Origin of the sequence: Nocardioides endophyticus, from assembly GCF_039543845.1 — a bacterium.
In the GTDB taxonomy this organism is placed as follows: Bacteria; Actinomycetota; Actinomycetes; order Propionibacteriales; family Nocardioidaceae; genus Nocardioides; species Nocardioides endophyticus.
Genome location: NZ_BAABKN010000019.1, coordinates 144,563 through 165,076 on the forward strand (window position 1 = coordinate 144,563; position 20,514 = coordinate 165,076).

Genomic DNA, 20,514 nt, shown 5'->3' on the forward strand with positions numbered 1-20,514 from the left:
ATCAGATCGAGAGCCCGCCGTCGGCGACGATCATCTGGCCGGTCACGAACGAGGCGTCGTTGGAGAGCAGGAACGCCACCACGCCCGCGATCTCGGCGGGGTCGGCGATGCGGCCCATCGGGATGCGAGCAGCGGTCGCCGCCTCGTCGAGCCGCTCGGTCATCCGGGTGCGCAGGTGGCCCGGGCCGACGGCGTTGATGCGGATCCCGTGGGCCGCGTGGTCGCGGGCCGCCGCCTTCGTCAGACCGTCCACGGCATGCTTCGCCGCGGCGTACGACGCCACGCCTGCCACGTGCACCTGGCGGCCGGCGTACGACGCGACGTTGACGACCGCGCCGCCGCCGTGTGCGACGAAGTGGGCGAGCTCGCGGCGCAGGCACAGGTAGACACCGCGCAGGTTGACCGCGACGCTCTCGTCCCAGACGGCGTCGTCGTAGTCGGCGAGCAGCTGCGGCGGGGGACTCACGCCGGCGTTGTTGACCGCCGCGTCGAGACGTCCGAACGTCAGGAGCAGCTCGGCGAGGACCCGGTCGACCGAGGCCGGGTCGGTGACATCGAGCGCCAGCGGCAGGGCGCGGCGTCCCCGCGCCCGGATCTCGTCGGCGACGCGGCGCCCCGCCCCGAGGTCCCGACCGGCGATCACCAGGTCGGCGCCCTCGTCGGCGAGGCGCAGGGCGCACGCGCGGCCGAGCCCGCGCGTGCCGCCCGTGACCAGGACGACCCGGTCCTCGAACCTCTGCACGGCTCAGCCGTGCAGCACCATGCCGCGCAGGTTCTTGCCGGCGTGCATGTCGGCGTAGCCCTGGTTGATGTCGTCAAGGGTGTAAGTGGTGGTGATGAGCTCGTCGAGGTTGAGCTTGCCCCGCTTGTAGAGGCCGAGCAGCAGGGGAACGTCCCGGTAGACGTTCACTCCGCCGTAGACGTTGCCGCGCAGGATCTTCTCGCTCATCGTGAACTCGAAGAGCCCGAGGTTGGTGGTCGTCGAGGCGGCGGGGGTGACCGAGGTGATGATCGTCCGGCCACCAGGACCCACCAGGCGGGTGGTGTCCTGCAGCGTGTCGCCGTCGCCGACCCCCACCGACAAGATGGCGACGTCGGCCATCCGGCCGCGGGTCTCGGTGGCCAGCAGCTCGGCCGCCTCCTCGACCGATGCGGCCGTGTGGGTGGCCCCGAACAGGAGCGCCTGCTCGCGCTTGAACTCGACCGGGTCCACGGCGACGATGATGTCGGCGCCGGCGCTGCGAGCCCCCTGCAGGGAGTTGACCCCGACGCCGCCGCAGCCGATGACCACGACGTTCTCGCCGGGCTTGACGCCACCGAGGTAGACCGCGGCACCCCAGCCGGTGATGACGGCGCAGCCCAGTAGGGCGGCCGAGGCCAGCGGGATGTCCTCGTCGATCTTGATGACGCGGGCCTCGGCGACATTGGTGTACTCGCTGAAGGTGCCGAGCTCGGCGATCGCACCGACCTCCTGGCCGCGGGCGCGGAACGCCGGCCCGAGCGGAGCGGTCTTCGGCGGGTTGTAGAAGCACAGGTTGCCGCGGCCGGTCAGGCAGAAGTGGCAGTCGCCGCACGGCGGGTTGAAGACCATGACGACGTGGTCGCCCGGCTTCACCCGGGTGACACCCGGGCCGACCGCCTCGACCACCCCGGCGCCCTCGTGCCCGCCGACCAGCGGCAGCTGGGCCGGCTGGTCGCCGGTCACGTAGTGGTCGTCGGAGTGGCACAGGCCGCTCGCGGCGACCTTGACCCGGACCTCACCGGCGCGCGGTTCGACCAGGTCGACGTCCTCGACGTTCCACTTGTCCCCGACGTTCCACAAGATGGCGGACTTGCTCATGCTGACTCCTCGTCGCGACTGATGAAGTAATTGTGATCTGGAACATAACATGCGGCAGTGTCAGCCACCATGTCGCCACCGGTCACGATGTTTAGGCTTGCCGTAGTGGTGTTAGTATGATGTTGTATTAATCGTCACACCGAGCACGAACCCCTGTCCGCCCCTGTCCGCGGAGGCGCCGCGAGACCGGCGTCGAGGAGAGCGACCATGAGTGTTTTCACGCAGCGTTTCGACCGCGTCGTCATCGTCGGCGGCAGCATCGCGGGCTCGCTCGCGGCGGCCGCGGCGGCGCCGTACTTCCGCGAGGTCCTGGTTCTGGACCGCGACCAGTTCCCCACGACGCCGCAGCAGCGCAACGGCGTGCCGCAGGGCGCACACTTCCACGCGCTCCTGGCCGCTGGCCGCAACGCCATGGACGAGCTGTTGCCAGGCTTCTCCGAGCAGATGCTGGAGATGGGCGCGGCCGACCTCGACTCGACCGCCGACGTGATGCGGCTCGACCGGCTCGGCTGGTCCCCGCGCTTCGAGACGCCCCTGCACTTCCTGATGGCCAGCCGCCCGCTCATCGAGTTCGTCATCCGCGACCGCGCAGGCGCGATCGACAACGTCACCTTCCGCGCAGGCGTCGACGTCGTCGGCCTGCTCGGCGACAACGGTGCCGTGACCGGCGTCCGTCTCGCCGGTGATGGCGTCGACGAGCTCGTCGCCGACCTCGTCATCGACGCCAGCGGCCGGCGCGCCAAGACGCCCGAGTGGCTGGCCGCGCTCGGCTACTCCGCTGCGCCCGAGACCCTCGTCAACGCGCACTGGGGCTACGCGAGCACCTTCCTGCGGGTCCCGGAGAACTGGGAGCCCGGTTTCAAGGCCCTGGCCTGCGTCCCGTTCGGCGAGGGCGCGCTCACCCCGGAGTCCGCGCAGCGCGCGATGGCGATGTGGGTCGTCGAGGGCGAGCGGCGCTGGGTGCTCACCGTCCAGGGCTCGGCCGGCGACTACCCGCCCCGGCAGGTCGACGAGCTCAAGGCATTCGTCGCCAGCATCGGCGCGCCCGAGCTGAGCGACGCCTTGCAGGCGGTCGAGTTCCCCGAGAAGATCGCGCTGTGGCGCGACACCACCAATCGGCTCCGCGACTTCGCTGGGCACGGGGACCGGCCCGAGAACTTCTTCTCGATCGGCGACGCCTGGGCCGCCTTCAACCCGGTCTACGGCCAGGGCATGACCTCGGCCGCGCTCCAGGCCCGAACCCTGGCCCAGGAGCTGGCCGAGCACGCCGCGTCGGGCGTCGACTCGCTCAAGGGTCTGGCCGACCGCTTCTACGGCCGGACCAGTGAGCTGGTGTCCTTCTGCTGGAGCTCCTCGACCGCCCTCGACTACCGCCTCCCAGGCGTGGAGGTAACGGTGGACGGTGAGCCCCAGGAGGTCCAGGCGGGCTCCGCCGACTTCTCGGACCGGCTCGCAGCGTGGGCCTCGCTCGACCGGGACCGCTACGTGAAGTACCGCGAGACCACCCAGCTCCTGCGCTCCAACGAATGGCTGCAGGACCCGGTCGTGGTCGACGAGATCAAGCAGAACTGGGACGAACTGGGCCAGCTCGTCAAGGTGCGGTGAGCGGGCCCGCCGCGCTGGCCGGCGTCCGGGTGCTCGACCTGAGCACCGGGATCGCCGGACCCGTCGCCGCCATGCTGCTCGGTGACTTGGGCGCGGAGGTCGTCCGGGTGGAGTCACCCCCGAAGGCGGACCCGCTGCCCGGCGAGCCGATGTGGCACCGCAACAAAACGGTCCTGCGGAGCGCGCCGGACCGGCCCGAGGTGTGCGGGCTCGCCGCCGGGGCGGACGTCGTGGTGACCAGCTCCTCGCGGGTGGCCACGGCCGCCGGTCTCGACGACCCGGCGCCGCGGCGCGTGCACCTGGCGCTTCCGGTCCTCCCCGACGGCCTCGGGGTCGGCCCGGACGCGGGCGAGGACGTCGACCCCCTGACCGCTAACGCACTCCTCGCGGCGCTCAGCGGCGTCGCGCGGCGGCAGTCGTCGTACGCCGGGGGCCCGGTCGAGTCGGTGCTCCCGCACCTGGCCTACCTGCACGGGCTGTGGGGCGCGACGACCGCCGTCGCGGCCCTGGTCGAGCGCGCGTCCTCCGGCTGCGGGCAGCGCGTCACCGTCGACGGGTTGCACGCGGTGCTGGTGGCGGCGACGACGACCATCGTGGTCGACCCGCAGGGCGTGCCGCCGACGACGTCGGTGGGACCGGGCGGCCCGAACCCGGCGTACTCGACCTATCGCTGCGCGGACGGCCAGTGGCTGTTCCTCGGCGGCCTGACCGACAAGTTCCAGCGCACCGCCTTCGGCCTGCTCGGCGTCGCAGGCATCTTCGCCGACCCACGCATCGCCGACCAGGGCGAACGGCTCTACGCTCCCGACAACCGCGAGTGGGTGCGTGCTGAGGTCGCCGCGGCCTTCGCCACCAGACCCCGGCAGGAGTGGCTCGACGCGCTCGCGGCCGCCGACTGTCCGGCCGGTCCCGTCGAGCCGCCGGGCGCCTGGCTCGACCATCCGCAGGTCCGGGCGCTCGGCCAGCGCTGGGAGCTCCACGACCCGCTGGTCGGGACGGTTGCCATGCCGGGTCACCCGGTCGTGCTGACAGGGACCCCCGTCCCGCCTGCCAGGCCGCGCGCCCTTGCCGCGGACGCGGCCGACGTCGCCTGGTCGCCCCGGCCCGATCCAGGGGTAAGGGTCGGCGACGGTACGCGTCGTGCTGGCCGCGGCCCCCTGTCCGGCAACCGCGTCCTCGACCTGGGCACCGTGCTCGCCGGTCCCTACGCCGGCATGCTGCTGGCCGAGCTCGGCGCGGAGGTCGTGAAGGTCGAGCCGCCGACGGGCGACGCCTTCCGCTTGCGGGGCCATCCACACAACCGCGGGCAGCGCAGCTTAGCCGTCGACCTGCGCGCCCCCGAGGGGTACGCCGCTCTGCTCGGCCTGGTGGAGCGCGCTGACATCGTCATCGACAACTTCCGTCCCGGTGTCCTGGAGCGCCTGCGGCTGCGCCACGACGACCTGGCCGCGGCGCGTCCCGACATCGTCACGGTCTCGATCACCGGCTACGGCGACGTCGGCCCGCTGGCCGGGCGGCCCGGGTTCGACCCGGTGCTGCAGGCGATGTCGGGGATGATGGCGGCCCAGGGCGGTTCCTCGGCGCCGGTCTTCTCCACCCTCGCGGTCAACGACGTGACCGCGGCCTGTGCCTCCGCGCTCGGCGCGGTCGCCGCGCTGCACCACGTGGTGACCGGGGGAGCGGGTCAGCACGTGGAGACCACCCTGGCGGCCGTCGCGACCTTCATGCAGTGCGGGGAGATCGTCGAGTACGCCGACCGCCCGCCGACGCCGGTCGGCGGTCCGGATCATCCGGGTCCGTCCGCGCTGTCTTCCTACTACCGCACCGCCGACGGCTTCGTCCGGCTGCACGTTGCGAGCCACGAGCAGCTGCGTGCCGCTGGTCTCGATCCGGTGGAGCGGGTGAGCGAGCTGTCGTCGGACGAGGTCGTCGAGCGCGTCCGCTCGGCCGGGGGACACGCGGTGCGCGCCCGGTCGTACGTCGAGCTCGCGGCCGACCCCTGGTTGGTGCAGCAGGAGTACCTCGTGCCGATCACCTGGCCCGACGGGCGGACGACGTACCTCCCGAACCGCTACGCCCGCTTCGACCGCACCCAGGAGTCTCGCGTGCTGGTCGCGCCCGGACTCGGCGAGCACACCGACGCGGTGCTGACCGAAGCCGGCATCGAGGAGGACGCGATCGCCGGCCTGGTGGCCGACGGCGTCCTCACCCGGGGCGGCCCCCTCACGTCGGTCGCCGACGTCGGCTACCGCTGACCGGCACCACCCCCACCCGAGCGAAGAGACGGAGCGACGATGGACGTTCAGCAGCTGGCCGACGAGCTGGCCGAGGTCAGGAGCCGCCTGGCAGCCCTGGAGGACGAGAAGGAGATCCGTGAGCTGCTGGCGCGCTACGGCTACTACGCCGACGCGAAGCTGGACGATGAGTACTACGACCTGTTCACCGACGACTGCGTCATGGACGTCTCGACCGGCAGGGGCGACGACCCCTACGCGTTGCTGCGCTGGGAGGGACTCGCGGCGATGCGCGAGTTCATGGCGGTCCGCACCGCCGGAAACGGGGACGGCTTCTACGGGCGCAGCCTGCACATGCAGGGCAACAACGTGGCGATCCGGGTCTCGGGCGACGCGGCGGTGGCCACCAACTACTCCTTCATCTTCCACCAGGACGGACCCGACCTGCGGATCATCAGTGCCTCGATCAACGCATGGCAGCTGGTGCGCACCGAGGCGGGCTGGCGGATCCGGCAGCGGCGTCGGCGCATGGTGGGCGCGCCCGACACCGCCGAGGTGCTGCGGGCCACCGATCGCGACGTCAGGGCGTCGGCGTCAGGTGCGTGAGCAGCGACTCGATGGCGGAGAGACACGCATCTCCGCGGTCGAGCGGCACATGGTGATGAGCGTCGGAGACCCCGGCGCGGGGCACCTCGCGACCTGTCCGGCTCGCGATGTGGTCGGCGCTCGCGTTGTTGGCCAGCTCGCTGAGCTCGCCGTACACGACACCAATCGGGCAGCGCGACGCCGCGATCGCCTCCTCGATGTCCTGCGCCGTGAACGGCTGCCCGCTGCGGGGGTCGAACTTCCAGCGCCAGCCCTCCTCCGTCTCGCGCAGGCCGTTCCGGGCGACGCTGTCCAGCAGCGCGGCCGGCGCTGTGGTCGCGCGCGGCCGCAGCCGGAAGTTGTCCACGGCAGCGTCGATCGTGGGGTAGTAGCGCACGATCTCGCGCGCCGGCGCCCGGTAGGGCTCGCGGCCGACGCGCGAGTCGACCATCACGACGGTGCGCACGGACCCGGGCGAGCGTGCCGCCAGGTAGACGGCAAGCTGTCCGCCCATGCTGTGGCCGACGACGTCCGCAGGTCCCGCGTCGAGGTCGGCGATCACACCGGCGAGCTCGTCGGCCCAGGTGCCGGGCGCGTACGTCAGGCGGTGGTCGCTGTCGCCGTGACCGCTGAGGTCGACGATCGCGACGTCCCGGTGCCGGGCCAGGCCGGGGGCCACCGCGAACCACCAGCCCGTGTGGGCAGCCCGGCCGTGCACCAGCAGCACCGGAGCCGCCCCGCGAGGACCGGAGCGGCGGTAGGCGATGCGGACACCGGCGACCACCACATGGTGGACCGGCATGTCGAGGACGTGGACCCAAGGCGCTCGCCCGGGAGAGGAATTCACGACGATGAGCGTAGTCGTGGTCGAACCTGCCTAGAACAGGGGTACATCGTGGAGAACCATCAGTGCGTCGCCGCGCACATCCTGTGGTGCCGCTGCGATGCGTGACGAGATCCGGGCAGACGCGAGGTCAGTGTCGGCAACTGCGGCGGTGATCGCGGAGGAGCCGCGGCGCCGGGCGGGGCTGATCGTCACGACCCTCGCCCTGTGCGGCATCGTCGTCTCCCTTCAGCAGACCCTGATGCTGCCGCTGCTCCCAGAGCTGCCGGCCATCCTCGACACCTCGGCCGACAGCGCGTCGTGGCTGGTGACCGCGACGCTGCTGACGGGTGCGGTCGCCACCCCCACCGTCTCCCGGCTCGCCGACATGTACGGCAAGCGCCGGATGATGGTGGTCGCGCTCGCAGTGTCCGTGCTGGGCTCGCTGGTCGGCGCGTTCAGCCAGGCGGTGCCGGTGCTCATCGGCGCGCGTGCCCTGCAGGGTGTCGGGATGGCCCTGATCCCGGTCGGCATCGCCATCATGCGCGACGAGCTCCCTCGAGAGAGGCTGCCGCTCGGCGTGGCCCTGATGAGCGCGACGCTCGCGATCGGCGCGGGTGCCGGGCCGCCACTGTCCGGGGTCATCTACGAGCACCTCGACTGGCATGCCATCTTCTGGCTGACCGGACTGGTCGGCGTCGCACTTCTGGTGGCCGTGCTGGCGGTGCTGCCGGAGTCACAGGTCGTCACCGGAGGGGTCTTCGACACGCGGGGGGCCGTCCTCCTCTCCGCGGCTGTGACCGCCCTTCTGCTGACCCTGTCCAAGGCAACCCAATGGGGATGGACCTCGCCCCTGACGCTCGGGCTCGCCGCGAGTGGCCTGCTCCTGCTCGCGGTTTGGGCGCCACTGGAGCTGCGGACGCCGAGCCCCCTGGTTGATCTCCGCGTGGCCGCGCGACGCGGGGTCCTGCTCGTCAACGTCGCGTCCCTCCTCGCGGGCTTCGCGATGTTCGTGAACATGCTGCTGACCACCCTTTTCTTACAGATGCCACTCAGCTCCGGCTACGGCTTGGGCCTCGACGCCGTGGAGACGGGGCTGTGGATGGTGCCGAACGCGGCCGCCTTCGGCCTGATGGCGCCGATCTCTGCTCGGTTGACCCGACAGTTCGGTCCCGTCACGACCTTGCTGGCCGGGGCGGCCGTCATGTCGGCGTCCTACGCGGGCCGGGTGTTGCTGAGCGACAACCTCACCCAGGTCGTCCTCGGTTCGGTCGCGGTCAGCATCGGCACCGCCCTGGCCTACGGCGCTATGCCGACACTCATCATGCGCGCGGTCCCCGTGACCGAGACCGCGTCCGCGAACGGACTGAACGTCCTCATCCGCTCGATCGGCACCTCAACCGCGAGCGCCACCACCGCCGCGGTCACGTCCGCCTGGGTCGTCACGGCGTCGGCGGACTCGGTCCCCAGCCTGGCGGGGCTCCACCTGATGTTCTGGGCCGCGTCCGTCACGGCCTTCTGCGCCGCGGTGGTTGCGGTCCCGATGCTGCGGATGCGGGACTTCGCCGAAGAGGCGGACCGCAGCGGGACCGGCCGGGCGAGCCGGACCGCGACTGTCGTACGGGGCCGGGTTCTGGATGCGGAGGCGGACCCGATTCGGACCGCCGTGGTCACGGTGCTGAACCCCGACGGAACGCCAGTCGACTGGGCGCAGGCTGACTCCATGGGGCAGTTTGCCGTCGCGATTCCCCGTGCCGCGGAGTACCTGGTCGTGACGACGGCCGACGGCTGGCGGCCTCGGTCCCGAATCATGATGCTCGGAGAAGCGGTCGCGCTCCCGCCGCTCGTCCTCCGCGAGCGGCTTACACTCGCCGGGACCATCACCGATGCCAAGGGTCGTCCCGCCAGCAATGCCCTCGTCGTCCTGACTCGCCAGTCGGGGGAAGCCGTCGACTCGATCCGCACGGACCACGAGGGCCGCTATGAGATCCCGCGGCCGACGAACGGCCGCTACGTCCTGACCATCGTCGCTCTCGATGGCAGCATCGGAGCGCGCACGGTCACGGTGTGGGAGGCGGCCCGCAGCGCCGACCTTGTCCTCGGGACCCCGATCCTATGAGGCACATAGTTGCCTCCCGGGGGTGCGCCTTCGCGATCGGGAAGCACGTGACTCAAAAGGGAAAGGTCCCGTCGACGTGACGTGGCAGGCCGCACTGGCGGATTGGCTCGGGGAGCGGTGTCTATGCCGTCACTACAACTACGACGGGACCTCCCACGGCGGCGCGCGAGCCTAGTCCTGTGCCTAGTCCTCGGTCATCGACTCCAACGCGACCGTGACGGCGAGCACGAGTCCCACGTCCTCGCCCGGCTCGACCTCGACACCGTAGGTGTCCCGGACCCGGAACCAGGCCTTGGAGATCTGGGCGACCCGGTCCCCGTCGCGCTCGATCTCGTACTCGTGGTCGACGACGTTGCCCTTGACCTTCAGGTCGGCCCCGTCCTCGAGATCGATCGCGAACCGGTCCCGGATGCCCACGAGCGCCTTGTGGATGGTCGCCACCGAGCGTCCGTCTCGCTCGATCGCGACCTTGTCGCGGACGCTGAGCTTGCGCTCCTGGATGCTCGCCACCTCCTGTCCGGAGGGGTCCTCGAGCTTGAAGGTGCTGCGCGCCCGGAGCGCCTTTCCGTTGACGCGGAAAGCCCTGTTGCCCTGGTCGTCCTCGATCCAGTAGTCGTCGCCGATGGCGAACAGCTTCTCCCTCATCTGGAAGCGGCGTACGTCGTTGTCGTCGTCGTTTCCCCGATTGCGCAAGATGCCCATGGTCGTCCCTTCGCGGATGGTGTCCCGGTAGCGTAGGTCCGGTGTGACAGGTCCGTCTTCACGCACGTTGCGTGAGGACGCGCGGTTGGGTTGCGCACCAGACTTCCGGCCATGGCTCCTTGGATCGCAGTGCTCTGTACCTGATCGACCTTGCGTTGAAGATCGTCGCGCTGGGCGTGGTGCCGAAGAACAGGCGGCCGTCCAGTGGCATGGCCTGGCTGCTCCTGATCCTGGTCCTCCCCATCTTCGGATGGGTGATCTTCCTGGCCTTGGGGCGGACCAAGATCGGGCGCCGACGCAACGAGCAGCAGGCCGAGGTCAACGAGCTCGTGGCGGAGCGGACCGCGCACGTGCCCACCCTCGAGGACGACTTCCCAGGACCGGCATACGTGCGGTCGGTGGCCACCTTGAACCGCAACCTGGGGGCGCAGCCGGCGATGCGGCAACCGGGTCGACCTGTTCCCGGTCTATCGCGAGTCGATCGCTGCGATGACCGCGGAGATCGACAAGGCCACCAACTGGGTGCACGTCGAGTTCTACATCACTGCCTGGGACGACGTCACCGGGTCGTTCTACGAGGCGCTGGCGCGGGCCGACGGAATCGCGACGCCCGTCGTCGCGCTCGCCCTGGCCGCGGTGGCGACGGAGACGGGAGCTGCGGGCAACGGCGAGTCCGGGGGAGCACTGCAGCAGCTGGCCATCGGTCTGCTGGTCGGCCTGGTCGTCGGGGTCGGGAGCGACCTCTTGGTCAACCTGGCGACAGGACGCCGGTGGGTGGAGAACGGCGGGCGCCGCATCGCGACCCTCGCTGCTGCCCTCTGCAGCTTCGCCTTGGCGGTCACGCTCGACGGGAACGGCTTCATCGCGGCGTTCGTGGCCGGCATCAGCTTCGGGGCCTCGCTTCGGCGCGAGGTGACGCCGGTCCATGTGACCACCGAGCTGCCCGAGCTGCCTCGACCTCGAGACGATCGTCTACGCGGTGCTGAGCCTCACGATTGTGCGCATGCTGCCGGTCGCGCTCGCGCTCCTGGGGACGCGGCTGACCAGCCGGACCGTCGTCTTCATGGGCTGGTTCGGTCCGCGCGGCCTCGCCTCGATCGTGTTCGCTCTGCTTGCCGTCGAAGAGCTGGGTGAGGGAGCGCTGGTGGAGCAGGCCGTTGCCACGGTGGCACTCACCGTGATGCTGAGCGTCGTGCTGCACGGGCTGACGGCGGGTCCACTGGGCCGCCGGTACGTGCGGCTGTCGCAGGCCGAGACCGAGGCGGAGAACGATCGTGGATCGGACATCCGAGCGCGCCGTCTCGCCCACGAGCAGGGGCCGCAGGAGACACCGTCCGCCAGCGCTTCGTGATCGGTGTTCGTCATCCGCGCGAGCTCGAGAAGTTCACCCAGCCTGGGTGACGCCCCAGGTCCCCGCTGTGTCCACGCTGATGGATGACCACGTCAGGCACCGAACGGAGACAACCCGATGACCAACTCACCCGACCGCCACGCCCGTTCGATGCTGCCGATCCCGCACCGTCCCGGGGTGGGGCTGACGACGTACGACGCCAAGGACCCCGACACGGCGTACCCGCCGATCGAGCCGCTGCTCCCGCCGAAAGGTGCGCCCAACGTGCTGCTCGTGCTGATCGACGATGTGGGCTTCGGGGCCAGCAGCGCCTTCGGTGGTCCGTGCCAGACACCGACCGCTGAGCGATTGGCCGCGGGTGGCCTTCGCTACAACCGCTTCCACACCACGGCGCTCTGTGCGCCGACTCGTCAGGCGCTGCTGACCGGCCGCAACCACCACTCGGCAGGCATGGGCAACATCACCGAGACGGCGACCTCCGCTCCCGGGCAGAGCTCCTTGCTGCCCAACACCATGGCGCCCCTGGCGACCACGCTGAAGCTCAACGGCTACTCGACAGCCCAGTTCGGCAAGTGCCACGAGGTGCCGGTGTGGCAGTCCTCGCCGATGGGCCCCTTCGACGCCTGGCCCTCCGCCGGCGGTGGGTTCGAGACGTTCTACGGGTTCATCGGCGGCGAGAACAACCAGTGGGACCCCGCGCTGTACGAAGGCACGACTCCGGTCGAACCGCCGGCGACGCCCGAGGAGGGCTACCACCTGACCGAGGATCTGGCCGACCACGCGGTCAACTGGATGCGGCAGCAGAAGGCGCTGATGCCCGACAAGCCGTTCTTCGTCTACTTCGCCCCGGGGGCGACGCACGCGCCGCACCACGTGCCGAAGGAGTGGGCCGACAAGTACGCCGGCCAGTTCGACGACGGCTGGGACGCCCAGCGCGAGCGCAGCTTCGCCAAGCAGAAGGAGCTCGGGATCATCCCGGCTGACGCCGAGCTGCCCGCTCGTCACGACGAGATCTCGGCGTGGGACGACATGCCGGATGAGCTCAAGCCGGTGCTCTCGCGTCAGATGGAGGTCTACGCAGGCTTCCTCGAGCACACCGACCACCACGTCGGGCGGATCATCGACGCGCTCGAGGACCTCGAGGTCCTCGACGACACGATCATCTACTACATCATCGGCGACAACGGAGCCTCGGCCGAGGGCACGATGAACGGTGCCTTCAACGAGATGGCCAACTTCAACGGGATGGCCGAGCTCGAGACCACTGAGTTCATGCTGAGCAAGTTGGACGAGTTCGGCTCGCCATCGTCGTACAACCACTACTCGGTCGGCTGGGCCTGGGCGATGAACACCCCGTTCCAGTGGACCAAGCAGGTCGCCTCGCACTGGGGCGGCACCCGCAACGGCACCATCGTGCACTGGCCGACCGGGATCGAGGAGAAGGGCGGGCTGCGCTCGCAGTTCACCCATGTCATCGACATCGCACCGACGGTCCTCGAGGCTGCAGGCCTCCCACAGCCGACGATGGTGAACGGTGTGCTCCAGGCGCCGATCGAGGGCACCAGCATGAGCTACACCTTCAACGACGCAGCCGCCCAGGAACGCCACGACCTCCAGTACTTCGAGATGTTCGGCAACCGGGGCATCTATCACAAGGGCTGGAGCGCGGTCACCAAGCACAAGACGCCGTGGATCATGGTGGGTCAGACCACGGTGCCGTTCGACGACGACACGTGGGAGCTCTACGACGGCAACGTGGACTACACCCAGGCCCGCAACCTCGCCGCCGAACAGCCGGACGTGCTTGCCAAGCTCCAGCGGCTGTGGCTCATCGAGGCGGTGAAGTACAACGTGCTGCCACTAGACGACCGCACGTCCGAGCGGCTCAACTCCGACCTCGCTGGCCGACCGACGCTGATCCACGGCAACTCGCAGCTCTTCTTCGCGGGGATGGGCCGCCTGTCGGAGAACAGCGTGGTGAGCATCAAGAACAAGTCGTTCTCGGTCACTGCCGACCTCGACGTACCCGAGGGTGGCGCCGAGGGCGTGGTCATCGCCCAGGGTGGCCGGTTCGGAGGTTGGGCGGTCTATGTCAAGGACGGCCGTGCGAAGTTCGTCTACAACGCACTCGGCATCCACGAGTTCGCGACCGTGGCCGACTCCGCCATCCCGGCGGGCCACCATCAGGTGCGCATGGAGTTCGCGTACGACGGAGGCGGGCTCGCGAAGGGCGGCGACGTCACCCTGTACTACGACGGCGAGGCGGTCGGCACGGGGCGGGTCGACGCCACCCAGCCGATGGTCTTCTCCGCCGACGAGACCACTGACATCGGCTACGAGTCCGGCACCACGGTCACGCCCGACTACACAGCGGCGAACAGCCGGTTCACCGGCAAGATCCGATGGGTCCAGATCGACCTGGGAGACGACGACAACGACCACTTCATCGAGCCAGAGGAACGCCTCCGCATCGCCATGGCCCGCCAGTGAACTGGCCCGTCCTCATCTCGTTCGACGGCTACCAACGGAGTTCTCGGACCGTCCAGGGCCCATGTCTCTGGGCAGCAGCGGGCGCCGGCCGCGAACCCGACCGGACTCGCACGGAGGGGACGCTGGTCGCCGTGGTCGAAGACGACCGACACAGGCTCGACCGACAGCTGCTCGACAGTGACGGAAAGCTGCTCGGCAAGGTCGACGACGTCGAACTCACCGATACCGAGACCGGTGACGCCGCAGGCCTGGTCATCACCGGCGTCCTCACCGGACCCGCGGCCCTCGCCCGGCGGCTCGGGGGTCGGCTCGGCGGACGGCTCGCGCAGAAATGGGGACAGTTGCGAGTCTCGGAGCCCGACCGGACCCGTCCTTGGCGCATCGACTGGGCCGACATCGACCGGCTCGACAGCGCAGTGCACCTGCTGGCGCCTCGCGACGGGGTGTTGCGACGCCACCGCGACGGCCGCCGGCTGGGCGCGTTGACGGGGATGGACGTCGTCCTCGACGGGGCGAACGCTGATGGCCGTGAGCGCGTGGGTCGGGTGCTGGATGCCAGGTTTGCACCAGGCCTCGACGGCCGCATGCAGCTGACGTCGCTGGTCGTCGGACACGGACGCCCCCGGCGGTCTCCTCGGCTACGACCGCCGAAGCGACCAGGGTCCCTGGCTGATCCGGGTTGTCGTGCGGCGTCTGCACCGGCACACCGTCATCGCCGAGGCCACCGCCGCCCGCGTGGACTGGGACGAAGGCACGGTCAGCCTTGCCGCGGAGCCGACCGACCCGCCGGGCCATCCTTTCGATTGACGTCGACCTGACCGGGCGTGCTCGGGAACAGCACGCCGAGGAAGGCCCACAGCGAGGTAGGAAATGGCCGCCGGCCCGGTTCGGGCGGGGCGCCGCTGCGGCTTCAGCCCACCTCGGCCACCACTGCGGGCACCTGTTCCGGCATGTCCCGGGCGAGGTAGCCGACGGTGCCGACAGCGGCGGCGAGACGCTCGCCGATCCGAGCATGCACGTAGGCGCCCCACACGGCCGCCTGGGCAGGGTCGGCGCACCGGGCCAGCAGTCCCGCGACGATACCGGCTTGCACGTCGCCCGACCCCGAGACCCCCAGGCCGGGTCCCCCGCCCTCGACGACCCACGCCTGACCGGACGGAGCGACCACGTACTTGGTGCTTCCTCCGCACAGGACGACGACGCGCGAACGCTCGGCGACCGCGCGAGCGACGTCGAGCGGGTCGCGCAGGACGCCTTCCTCGTCTCGCCCGGCAGTGTGGACGAGCTCCGTCGGATTGACGTTGAGGAGGGCCTGCCCCGCCAGGTGGTGCAGGCCCTCTGGGTGCTCGGTGAGGTACGCCGACCCGAGGGCGTCGACGACGACGGGACAGGTCAGCCGGGGGAGCACGCGTTCGAGGAGCAACGTGCTCGCAGCCGGGTCGACCAACCCGGGGCCGACGAGCACGACATCGACGTCCTGAGCACGGTCCAGGATGTCGTCGGCGGCGCTGACCGCGATGCTGTTCGCGTCGGTCTCCAACCCGAGGACCTGCGACTCCGGGACCGCAACAGCGAGCGCGGTCGCGGTGGGAGCCACCGTCGCCAGCGCGAGCTTGCCGGCCCCGGCACGCAGAGCTGCCTCCCCGGCGAGACACACCGCGCCCGGGGTCTGCGTTGAGCCACCGACCACGAGCACCTGCCCACGGGACTCCTTGCCCGTCCCGGGCTCCGGCAGCGCCCAGTCGCGCAACGTTGCCGGCGTGACGACCACCGGGTCAGGCGCTGACATCGCCACTCCGGGTCGAAGAGGCCTCTGCGGTGCGCTCGGTCCCAGCCGCGTCGACGGCAGCGGTGTCCGCGAACACGTCGAGCTCCAGGACGTTGCCGGCGCGATAGAACCGGGTGAACGACGCGTTCGGGATCTGGACCCTACGGTCGATGTCGAGCAACGACTTCTCGTCGAGCCCCTCCAAGGCGTACCGGAAGCTCATGATGACTGCCTGGTGGGTGAACATCCAGATGTGTTCGTCGTCGTACCCGTGGCGCAGGTCCGCCAGCAGACTACGCACGCGAAGGACCACGTCGGCCCAGCTCTCACCGCTGGGCGGCTGGTAGTAGAACTTGCCGAGCTTCTTGCGGCGAGCGGCCTCATCAGGGTGCTGCGCTCGGATGCCGTATCCGGTCAGACCGTCGAAGATGCCCAAGTCCCGCTCACGCAGTCGTTCGTCGTAGACGACCTCGATGCCACGCTTGCGCATCGCCCGCTCTGCGGTCTCGGCGGCACGTCGGTACGGCGAGCTGAGCACCGTGCTCGGCAGTTCGGCCTCGTCCAAGCCGGACACCCAGGCCGCGACCGCATCGGCCTGATCCCGCCCGGTGGGCGACAGCTTGACGTCCGCGTCACGCTGGTCCAGGTCGAGGTGCTCTGCCTGGGCTTCGCGAGCCGCGGTGTCGGCAAGGTTGCCCACGCTCTCGCCGTGTCGGACCAAGACGATCGCCTGGGGTCCGGTGGTCCATCTCGATCGCGCCATTGTCCACGAGTACCCGAGCACGGCCGCAACATTCCAGACCGTCGGATCGACTCAAACGTCGAGAACCGGAAGACGAGAAGCCGTGGCCACAAGCGCGACAGATCCGGGCCTGATGCCGCAACTTGGCGCTCGCGGTGGATCGCGACGGGGACGGGAGTAGTTTGCTCAGGCTCCGAGGGCGGCGAAGATCTGCTCGTATCGCGACTTGGGGTCGAGGGTGAGCCCGGACTTGATGAACTGTGCCCAGTCGTCGGCCAGCACCTCCTGCGCACCCGACTCGATGGCGTCGAGTCCGGCGTTCGCCAGATCTGACGGCGCGATCTTCGGCGCCGCCACGCCCTGGGCCATGTCGGTGTCGACCAGCCCCATGTGTACGGCGACGACGTGCGTGCCTTGTGCGGTGAGCTCGAGTCGCGTGCTGTCGGTCAGCGCCCAGGCGGCAGCCTTTGACGCGGAGTACGCACCGGCGTTCGGAACGGTGAACCATGACAGTGCCGAGATGACGTTGAGGATCGCGCCACCGCCGTTGGATCTCAGGATCGGGGCGAACGCACGAGTCATGAGCATGGGACCGTAGAAGTTCGTGTCCATCTCTCGGCGGATCGTCGCCTCGTCCCCGGCGACGAGGGAGGTTCCGGTGGAGATGCCGGCGTTGTTGATGAGCACCTGGACATCGCCCGCCGCGGTAGCTGCTGCTTCGATCTGGTTGGCATTGGTGATGTCGAGCTCGAGCGGGCGTACGCCGTGGGCGTCGATCGCGCTCGCATCGCGAGCGGCGGCGTAGATCTTGGCCGCTCCACGCTTCTTCAGCTGCTCGACGAACTCGGCGCCGATGCCTCGATTCGCTCCGGTAACGAGCACCACTGCACCACTGATGTCCACGACTATCCATTCTGTAGCGATCACTATGATTGACGGACGGAACGATACCACATTCTGTAGTGATCGATACGTTATGCTTGTCCACATGGCAGGCCGACCACGGAGCTTCGATCGTGATGCCGCTCTCGGAGCTGCTCTCGAACAGTTCTGGCGCACCGGTTACGAGGAGACCTCCGTCGCGATGCTGACCTCGGCCATGGGGGTGACGCCGCCCAGCCTCTACGCGGCGTTCGGCGACAAGCGCCGCCTCTTCGAAGAGGCCTCGACGGTCTACTTCCAGCGCACGTGCGAGGCAGTCGACCGCGCGACGGCTCTGCCGAGCGTGCGCGAGGCTATCGCTCAGGTGCTGGACGACACCGCACGCGCCCACACCGACCCGGCAACGCCTGCCGGGTGCCTGATGCTGACCGAGCCGCGGCTCGAAGCGCAGCGCGAGGTCCTTCGCCGGCGACTCAAGGATCGGCTTGACCAAGCGGCCCGGGACCACGAACTCGCCGCCACGGCGAACACCGAACACCTCGCGTCGTTTCTCGTGGCCGTCCTGCGGGGCATGTCCGGCTGTGCCCGCGACGGCGGCAGCACCGCTGACCTCCTGGGCATCGCGGAGACTGCGATGGCGGTCCTACCTGTGCCGGCACACGATCGCCCGACGGGCAGTACCTGAGACGAGCGCGTCAGGGCTGACCGGCCCGATGGACCGGCGCGCCTTCTCCCTCCTCGGTGCAACGTCAGGAACACCGCACCAGGCACCGACCGCCCAGGACCACCGGCAGGTGGGTGCCCTTCAGGTGCGCGCCGACAGGCGGGGTTCGACTGTGTCTCCGACAGGGCGGCTCGCGTCGGTGGAGCCGACTGTCATCGGTGGGCTGACGAACTCCGCCGGTGGCTAGCTGGGGAGCAGGCGGCGGCCGGTGACCTCGCGCGGCTCGACCACGACGTGCAAGGCGTGCGCCCCGGACGGCCAAGTCTCGAGGTCCGGCCAGGTGTGGGGGAGCCGGGTGGCGTCGTAGACGACGTGGGCGGTGCCGCGGACCAGGACGCTCCAGCCCGAGCGGGTGAACTCGTCGACGTCGTCGACCTGGAACGTGACCGCGAGATCATCGAGCTCCCGCGCGAGCGAGGAGTGTGCCGTGGTGCGGAACCAGATCTCGTCCTCGACCACGACGAAGTTCACCGGCACCACGGTCGGCGACAACGGGCCGTTCCACGCGACTCGGCCGACGGCGTGCGCGGCGAGGAGGCGGCGGCACTCGTCTGGCGGCAGCTCGATCAGACGTCCACTGGTCCAGGGGAAGCCTTCGGTGGTGTCCATGACCAACTCCTCGCGGTAGCTCTGCGTCCACCTCGAGCATCCGTTCGGCGAATGCGGGACGGTAGGTGCATCGGTCCTGCCATCCCGGGTAGTTGGACCCGACACCCGCCCGGCTCCGCGGCGAGCAGCACGACCGGGCAGGGACTCTCGTGCAGGGCGGCACGCGTGGTTCGTCCGAAGTGGATCGACCCGTCCACCGATGGGCAGTTGCGGCCGAGCAACAAGACCTGTGCCTCGGATGCCGCATGCATCAGCACTTCGGCAGCCGAGCCGTGCCGCACCTCGAGCTCAACCGGGACGTCGTGAAGTCCGGTTGTCTGCCGGCACCGCTCGAGCCCGCGGCGCAGTGCCGCCGTGAGGGAGTCGGACAGCTCGGAGCCGATCTGGCGATCGATGACGGGGTCGCTCCTCCCCGCGAAGTGCCAGGCATGCATGACCTGCAGCCCCGTGCGGTGGATGCTGGCGATCTCCAGGGCACGGCTGAGCGTGCTCGTCGCGTGCAGCGGGTCTTCGATGCCGAGCAGGACCGGACGCGGATCTCGCACGCGTGGGGACCAGTCGGAGGGGACGCGAGCGACGGGCGGGCCCGTCACCCCGGCTGTCAATGTGCGGAGCAGGTGCAGCGAGTCCCGGTTGCGCAGCACCACCGCGAGGGCGTCGCCGCTCGTTGCCAGCACCGCTTCCACCGGAGCGCCGATCACTCGTCGGACGGAGATGCGGACCGACGGCCCCGCCAACAGTCTCGTCACAGCCGCAGCACGGCGTAGCACGTCGTCGGCATGGTCACCGGCACCAGGCGAGTGCGCATGCACCAGACGCAGCCCGCAGCCGTGCACCCGCGCTTCCGCGGCTGCGTAGTGCAAGACAGCGTCGACGTCGTCGTCGGTAGGCACGGCGACGACGATCGGATGGGTCTCGGCTTGCGTCATCGGTGTCAACTCCCGCGGGTCAGAACTCGAAGACGAGGCGTGCTGTGGCCTGGCCGTGGAGGACCTCGTCGATGGCGACGTTGACCTCGTCGAGCTTGCGGGTCTCGGCGACGACCCTGGTGCGCCCGCGAGCGTGCAGCTCGAAGACCTCCGCGAGGTCCTGCCGCGTCCCCACGATCGAGCCGATGACCGAGATGCCCTTGAGCACGGTCGGGAAGATCGGGAGGGCCATCGGTCCGTCCGTCTCCGGTGGGAGTCCCACGCAGACCAGCCGGCCCCCGCGGCGCAGCGCTGCGAACGCCTCCTCGAACACGGACGGGATGACGGCGAGGACGACCGCGACATCGGCACCACCGAGCTCTTCGATCGCCGTCACGGGGTTGGTCGTGCCGGCATTGATGACGTGGTCGGCGCCGAGCTCGGTCGCCAACCGCAGCTTGTCGTCGTCGACGTCAACCGCGATCACGGTGCCGCCCACCAGGCGGGCGTACTGCACGGCCAGGTGCCCCAGCCCGCCGATCCCGAAGATCGCGACGCGCTCCGACGGCTGGACGTTCGCGACCTTGATCGCCTTGTACGTCGTGACGCCGGCGCAGGTGAGCGGCGCGGCGTCGTGGGGGCTGACGCCAGTAGGGACGTCGACGACGTAGTCGGCGTCAGCGACGGCGTACTCAGCGAAGCTGCCGTCGATCGAGTAGCCGGTGTTCTGCTGCTGCTCGCAAAGCGTCTCCCAGCCCTGGATGCAGTGGTCGCAGCGACCGCAGGCATGGCCCAGCCACGGGATGGCGACGCGGTCGCCGATGCGGCGCCGGTCCACCCCGGAGCCGACAGTCTCGATCACGCCGATTCCCTCGTGTCCCGGCACGAATGGCGGGGTCGGCTTGACCGGCCAGTCGCCGTGCGCCGCGTGGATGTCGGTGTGGCACAGTCCACTCGCCTCGATGCGGACAAGCACCTGACCGGGCCGGGCGGTCGGGATCAGGCGGTCCTGGATCTCGAGCGGCTCGGTGAAGCTGGTGACGACGGCTGCCTTCATGACGAATCCTTCGGGTCGATGAACTCCTTGCTTCGACTCTGCTCGCCTCCTCGGCAGGGTGTCAGGGCCGGAGGT

At 69.9% G+C, this 20,514-nt stretch carries 18 protein-coding genes; 8 read left to right on the plus strand and 10 right to left on the minus strand.

Going from position 1 to position 20,514, the window contains the following annotated elements:
* Nucleotide 1 precedes the first annotated feature (1 nt).
* Complete coding sequence (locus ABEA33_RS15325; RefSeq protein ID WP_345527682.1) at nucleotides 2-742, minus strand: SDR family NAD(P)-dependent oxidoreductase; 741 nt, start codon at nucleotides 740-742, stop codon at nucleotides 2-4.
* Nucleotides 743-745: 3 nt separating this feature from the next.
* Nucleotides 746-1,840 (minus strand): NDMA-dependent alcohol dehydrogenase, encoded by a 1,095-nt coding sequence (locus ABEA33_RS15330; RefSeq protein ID WP_345527683.1) that lies wholly within the window; start codon nucleotides 1,838-1,840, stop codon nucleotides 746-748.
* 207 nt (nucleotides 1,841-2,047) lie between these two features.
* On the opposite strand from ABEA33_RS15330, the gene ABEA33_RS15335 reads away from it, so the two are divergent.
* From ABEA33_RS15335 to ABEA33_RS15345, 3 genes are read left to right on the plus strand one after another with little or no spacing between them, the layout of a single operon-like run.
* The gene (locus tag ABEA33_RS15335; RefSeq protein ID WP_345527684.1) at nucleotides 2,048-3,445 is read left to right on the plus strand and encodes an FAD-dependent oxidoreductase; all 1,398 of its coding nucleotides are present in this window, start codon (nucleotides 2,048-2,050) and stop codon (nucleotides 3,443-3,445) included.
* Nucleotides 3,442-5,700 carry a CaiB/BaiF CoA-transferase family protein gene (locus tag ABEA33_RS15340; protein WP_345527685.1) on the plus strand — a complete coding sequence of 753 codons (2,259 nt, stop codon included), beginning with the start codon at nucleotides 3,442-3,444 and terminating at the stop codon, nucleotides 5,698-5,700. Before ABEA33_RS15335 ends, ABEA33_RS15340 begins: the two co-directional genes overlap by 4 nt.
* Nucleotides 5,701-5,739: 39 nt before the next feature.
* Nucleotides 5,740-6,285, plus strand: coding sequence for a nuclear transport factor 2 family protein (locus ABEA33_RS15345; RefSeq protein ID WP_345527686.1), 546 nt, complete (start codon nucleotides 5,740-5,742; stop codon nucleotides 6,283-6,285).
* Here ABEA33_RS15345 and ABEA33_RS15350 read toward each other — a convergent pair.
* Entirely contained in the window at nucleotides 6,260-7,111 is an 852-nt protein-coding gene (locus ABEA33_RS15350) for an alpha/beta fold hydrolase (protein WP_345527687.1), read from the minus strand. The genes ABEA33_RS15345 and ABEA33_RS15350 overlap by 26 nt on opposite strands.
* 97 nt (nucleotides 7,112-7,208) lie before the next feature.
* On the opposite strand from ABEA33_RS15350, the gene ABEA33_RS15355 reads away from it, so the two are divergent.
* On the plus strand, nucleotides 7,209-9,206 hold the full coding sequence (locus ABEA33_RS15355) for an MFS transporter (protein ID WP_345527689.1): 1,998 nt from the start codon (nucleotides 7,209-7,211) through the stop codon (nucleotides 9,204-9,206).
* Nucleotides 9,207-9,389: 183 nt separating this feature from the next.
* Here the strand turns inward: ABEA33_RS15355 and ABEA33_RS15360 are convergent, their stop codons facing one another.
* Nucleotides 9,390-9,899 (minus strand): LURP-one-related/scramblase family protein, encoded by a 510-nt coding sequence (locus tag ABEA33_RS15360; protein WP_345527690.1) that lies wholly within the window; start codon nucleotides 9,897-9,899, stop codon nucleotides 9,390-9,392.
* 80 nt (nucleotides 9,900-9,979) lie between these two features.
* Between ABEA33_RS15360 and ABEA33_RS27495 the strand changes: the two genes are divergently transcribed.
* The 3 genes from ABEA33_RS27495 (at nucleotide 9,980) to ABEA33_RS15370 (ending at nucleotide 13,749) form a co-directional block, all read left to right on the plus strand.
* Complete coding sequence (locus ABEA33_RS27495; RefSeq protein ID WP_425577432.1) at nucleotides 9,980-10,894, plus strand: PLDc N-terminal domain-containing protein; 915 nt, start codon at nucleotides 9,980-9,982, stop codon at nucleotides 10,892-10,894.
* A gap of 17 nt (nucleotides 10,895-10,911) precedes the next feature.
* Nucleotides 10,912-11,259: a cation:proton antiporter domain-containing protein gene (locus ABEA33_RS15365; RefSeq protein ID WP_345527691.1), complete on the plus strand. Its 348-nt coding sequence runs from the start codon at nucleotides 10,912-10,914 to the stop codon at nucleotides 11,257-11,259.
* A gap of 117 nt (nucleotides 11,260-11,376) precedes the next feature.
* Nucleotides 11,377-13,749 (plus strand): arylsulfatase, encoded by a 2,373-nt coding sequence (locus ABEA33_RS15370; RefSeq protein WP_345527692.1) that lies wholly within the window; start codon nucleotides 11,377-11,379, stop codon nucleotides 13,747-13,749.
* A gap of 910 nt (nucleotides 13,750-14,659) precedes the next feature.
* Here the strand turns inward: ABEA33_RS15370 and ABEA33_RS15375 are convergent.
* The 3 genes from ABEA33_RS15375 to ABEA33_RS15385 all read right to left on the minus strand — a co-directional run bounded on the left by ABEA33_RS15375 (nucleotide 14,660) and on the right by ABEA33_RS15385 (nucleotide 17,162).
* Nucleotides 14,660-15,538 carry an NAD(P)H-hydrate dehydratase gene (locus ABEA33_RS15375; RefSeq protein ID WP_345527693.1) on the minus strand — a complete coding sequence of 293 codons (879 nt, stop codon included), beginning with the start codon at nucleotides 15,536-15,538 and terminating at the stop codon, nucleotides 14,660-14,662.
* Complete coding sequence (locus ABEA33_RS15380; RefSeq protein WP_345527694.1) at nucleotides 15,525-16,280, minus strand: histidine phosphatase family protein; 756 nt, start codon at nucleotides 16,278-16,280, stop codon at nucleotides 15,525-15,527. The genes ABEA33_RS15375 and ABEA33_RS15380 overlap by 14 nt, the downstream gene beginning before the upstream one ends.
* 165 nt (nucleotides 16,281-16,445) lie before the next feature.
* Entirely contained in the window at nucleotides 16,446-17,162 is a 717-nt protein-coding gene (locus tag ABEA33_RS15385; RefSeq protein ID WP_345527695.1) for an SDR family oxidoreductase, read from the minus strand.
* 85 nt (nucleotides 17,163-17,247) lie between these two features.
* Here ABEA33_RS15385 and ABEA33_RS15390 point away from each other — a divergent pair, with 85 nt between their 5' ends.
* Nucleotides 17,248-17,826: a TetR/AcrR family transcriptional regulator gene (locus tag ABEA33_RS15390; RefSeq protein ID WP_345527992.1), complete on the plus strand. Its 579-nt coding sequence runs from the start codon at nucleotides 17,248-17,250 to the stop codon at nucleotides 17,824-17,826.
* Nucleotides 17,827-18,048: 222 nt separating this feature from the next.
* On the opposite strand, the gene ABEA33_RS15395 is transcribed toward ABEA33_RS15390, so the two are convergent.
* Genes ABEA33_RS15395 through adhP form a run of 3 tightly spaced genes read right to left on the minus strand, consistent with a single transcriptional unit; the run spans nucleotide 18,049 to nucleotide 20,439 of the window.
* Nucleotides 18,049-18,474: a pyridoxamine 5'-phosphate oxidase family protein gene (locus ABEA33_RS15395; protein ID WP_345527696.1), complete on the minus strand. Its 426-nt coding sequence runs from the start codon at nucleotides 18,472-18,474 to the stop codon at nucleotides 18,049-18,051.
* Nucleotides 18,432-19,403, minus strand: coding sequence for a universal stress protein (locus tag ABEA33_RS27500; RefSeq protein ID WP_425577433.1), 972 nt, complete (start codon nucleotides 19,401-19,403; stop codon nucleotides 18,432-18,434). Before ABEA33_RS27500 ends, ABEA33_RS15395 begins: the two co-directional genes overlap by 43 nt.
* A gap of 19 nt (nucleotides 19,404-19,422) precedes the next feature.
* A complete protein-coding gene (gene adhP, locus ABEA33_RS15400; protein ID WP_345527697.1) occupies nucleotides 19,423-20,439 on the minus strand; it encodes an alcohol dehydrogenase AdhP in 1,017 nt (338 codons plus the stop codon).
* Nucleotides 20,440-20,514: the final 75 nt, after the last annotated feature.

Coding starts and splice junctions, on each gene's coding strand:
- ABEA33_RS27500 (WP_425577433.1), bottom strand. CDS start 19,403: ATGACGCAAGCCGAGACCCATCCGATCGTCGTCGCCGTGCCTACCGAC.
- ABEA33_RS15395 (WP_345527696.1), bottom strand. CDS start 18,474: ATGGACACCACCGAAGGCTTCCCCTGGACCAGTGGACGTCTGATCGAG.
- adhP (WP_345527697.1), bottom strand. CDS start 20,439: ATGAAGGCAGCCGTCGTCACCAGCTTCACCGAGCCGCTCGAGATCCAG.
- ABEA33_RS15365 (WP_345527691.1), top strand. CDS start 10,912: ATGCTGCCGGTCGCGCTCGCGCTCCTGGGGACGCGGCTGACCAGCCGG.
- ABEA33_RS15375 (WP_345527693.1), bottom strand. CDS start 15,538: ATGTCAGCGCCTGACCCGGTGGTCGTCACGCCGGCAACGTTGCGCGAC.
- ABEA33_RS15355 (WP_345527689.1), top strand. CDS start 7,209: ATGCGTGACGAGATCCGGGCAGACGCGAGGTCAGTGTCGGCAACTGCG.
- ABEA33_RS15330 (WP_345527683.1), bottom strand. CDS start 1,840: ATGAGCAAGTCCGCCATCTTGTGGAACGTCGGGGACAAGTGGAACGTC.
- ABEA33_RS15380 (WP_345527694.1), bottom strand. CDS start 16,280: ATGGCGCGATCGAGATGGACCACCGGACCCCAGGCGATCGTCTTGGTC.
- ABEA33_RS15345 (WP_345527686.1), top strand. CDS start 5,740: ATGGACGTTCAGCAGCTGGCCGACGAGCTGGCCGAGGTCAGGAGCCGC.
- ABEA33_RS15390 (WP_345527992.1), top strand. CDS start 17,248: ATGGCAGGCCGACCACGGAGCTTCGATCGTGATGCCGCTCTCGGAGCT.
- ABEA33_RS15370 (WP_345527692.1), top strand. CDS start 11,377: ATGACCAACTCACCCGACCGCCACGCCCGTTCGATGCTGCCGATCCCG.
- ABEA33_RS15335 (WP_345527684.1), top strand. CDS start 2,048: ATGAGTGTTTTCACGCAGCGTTTCGACCGCGTCGTCATCGTCGGCGGC.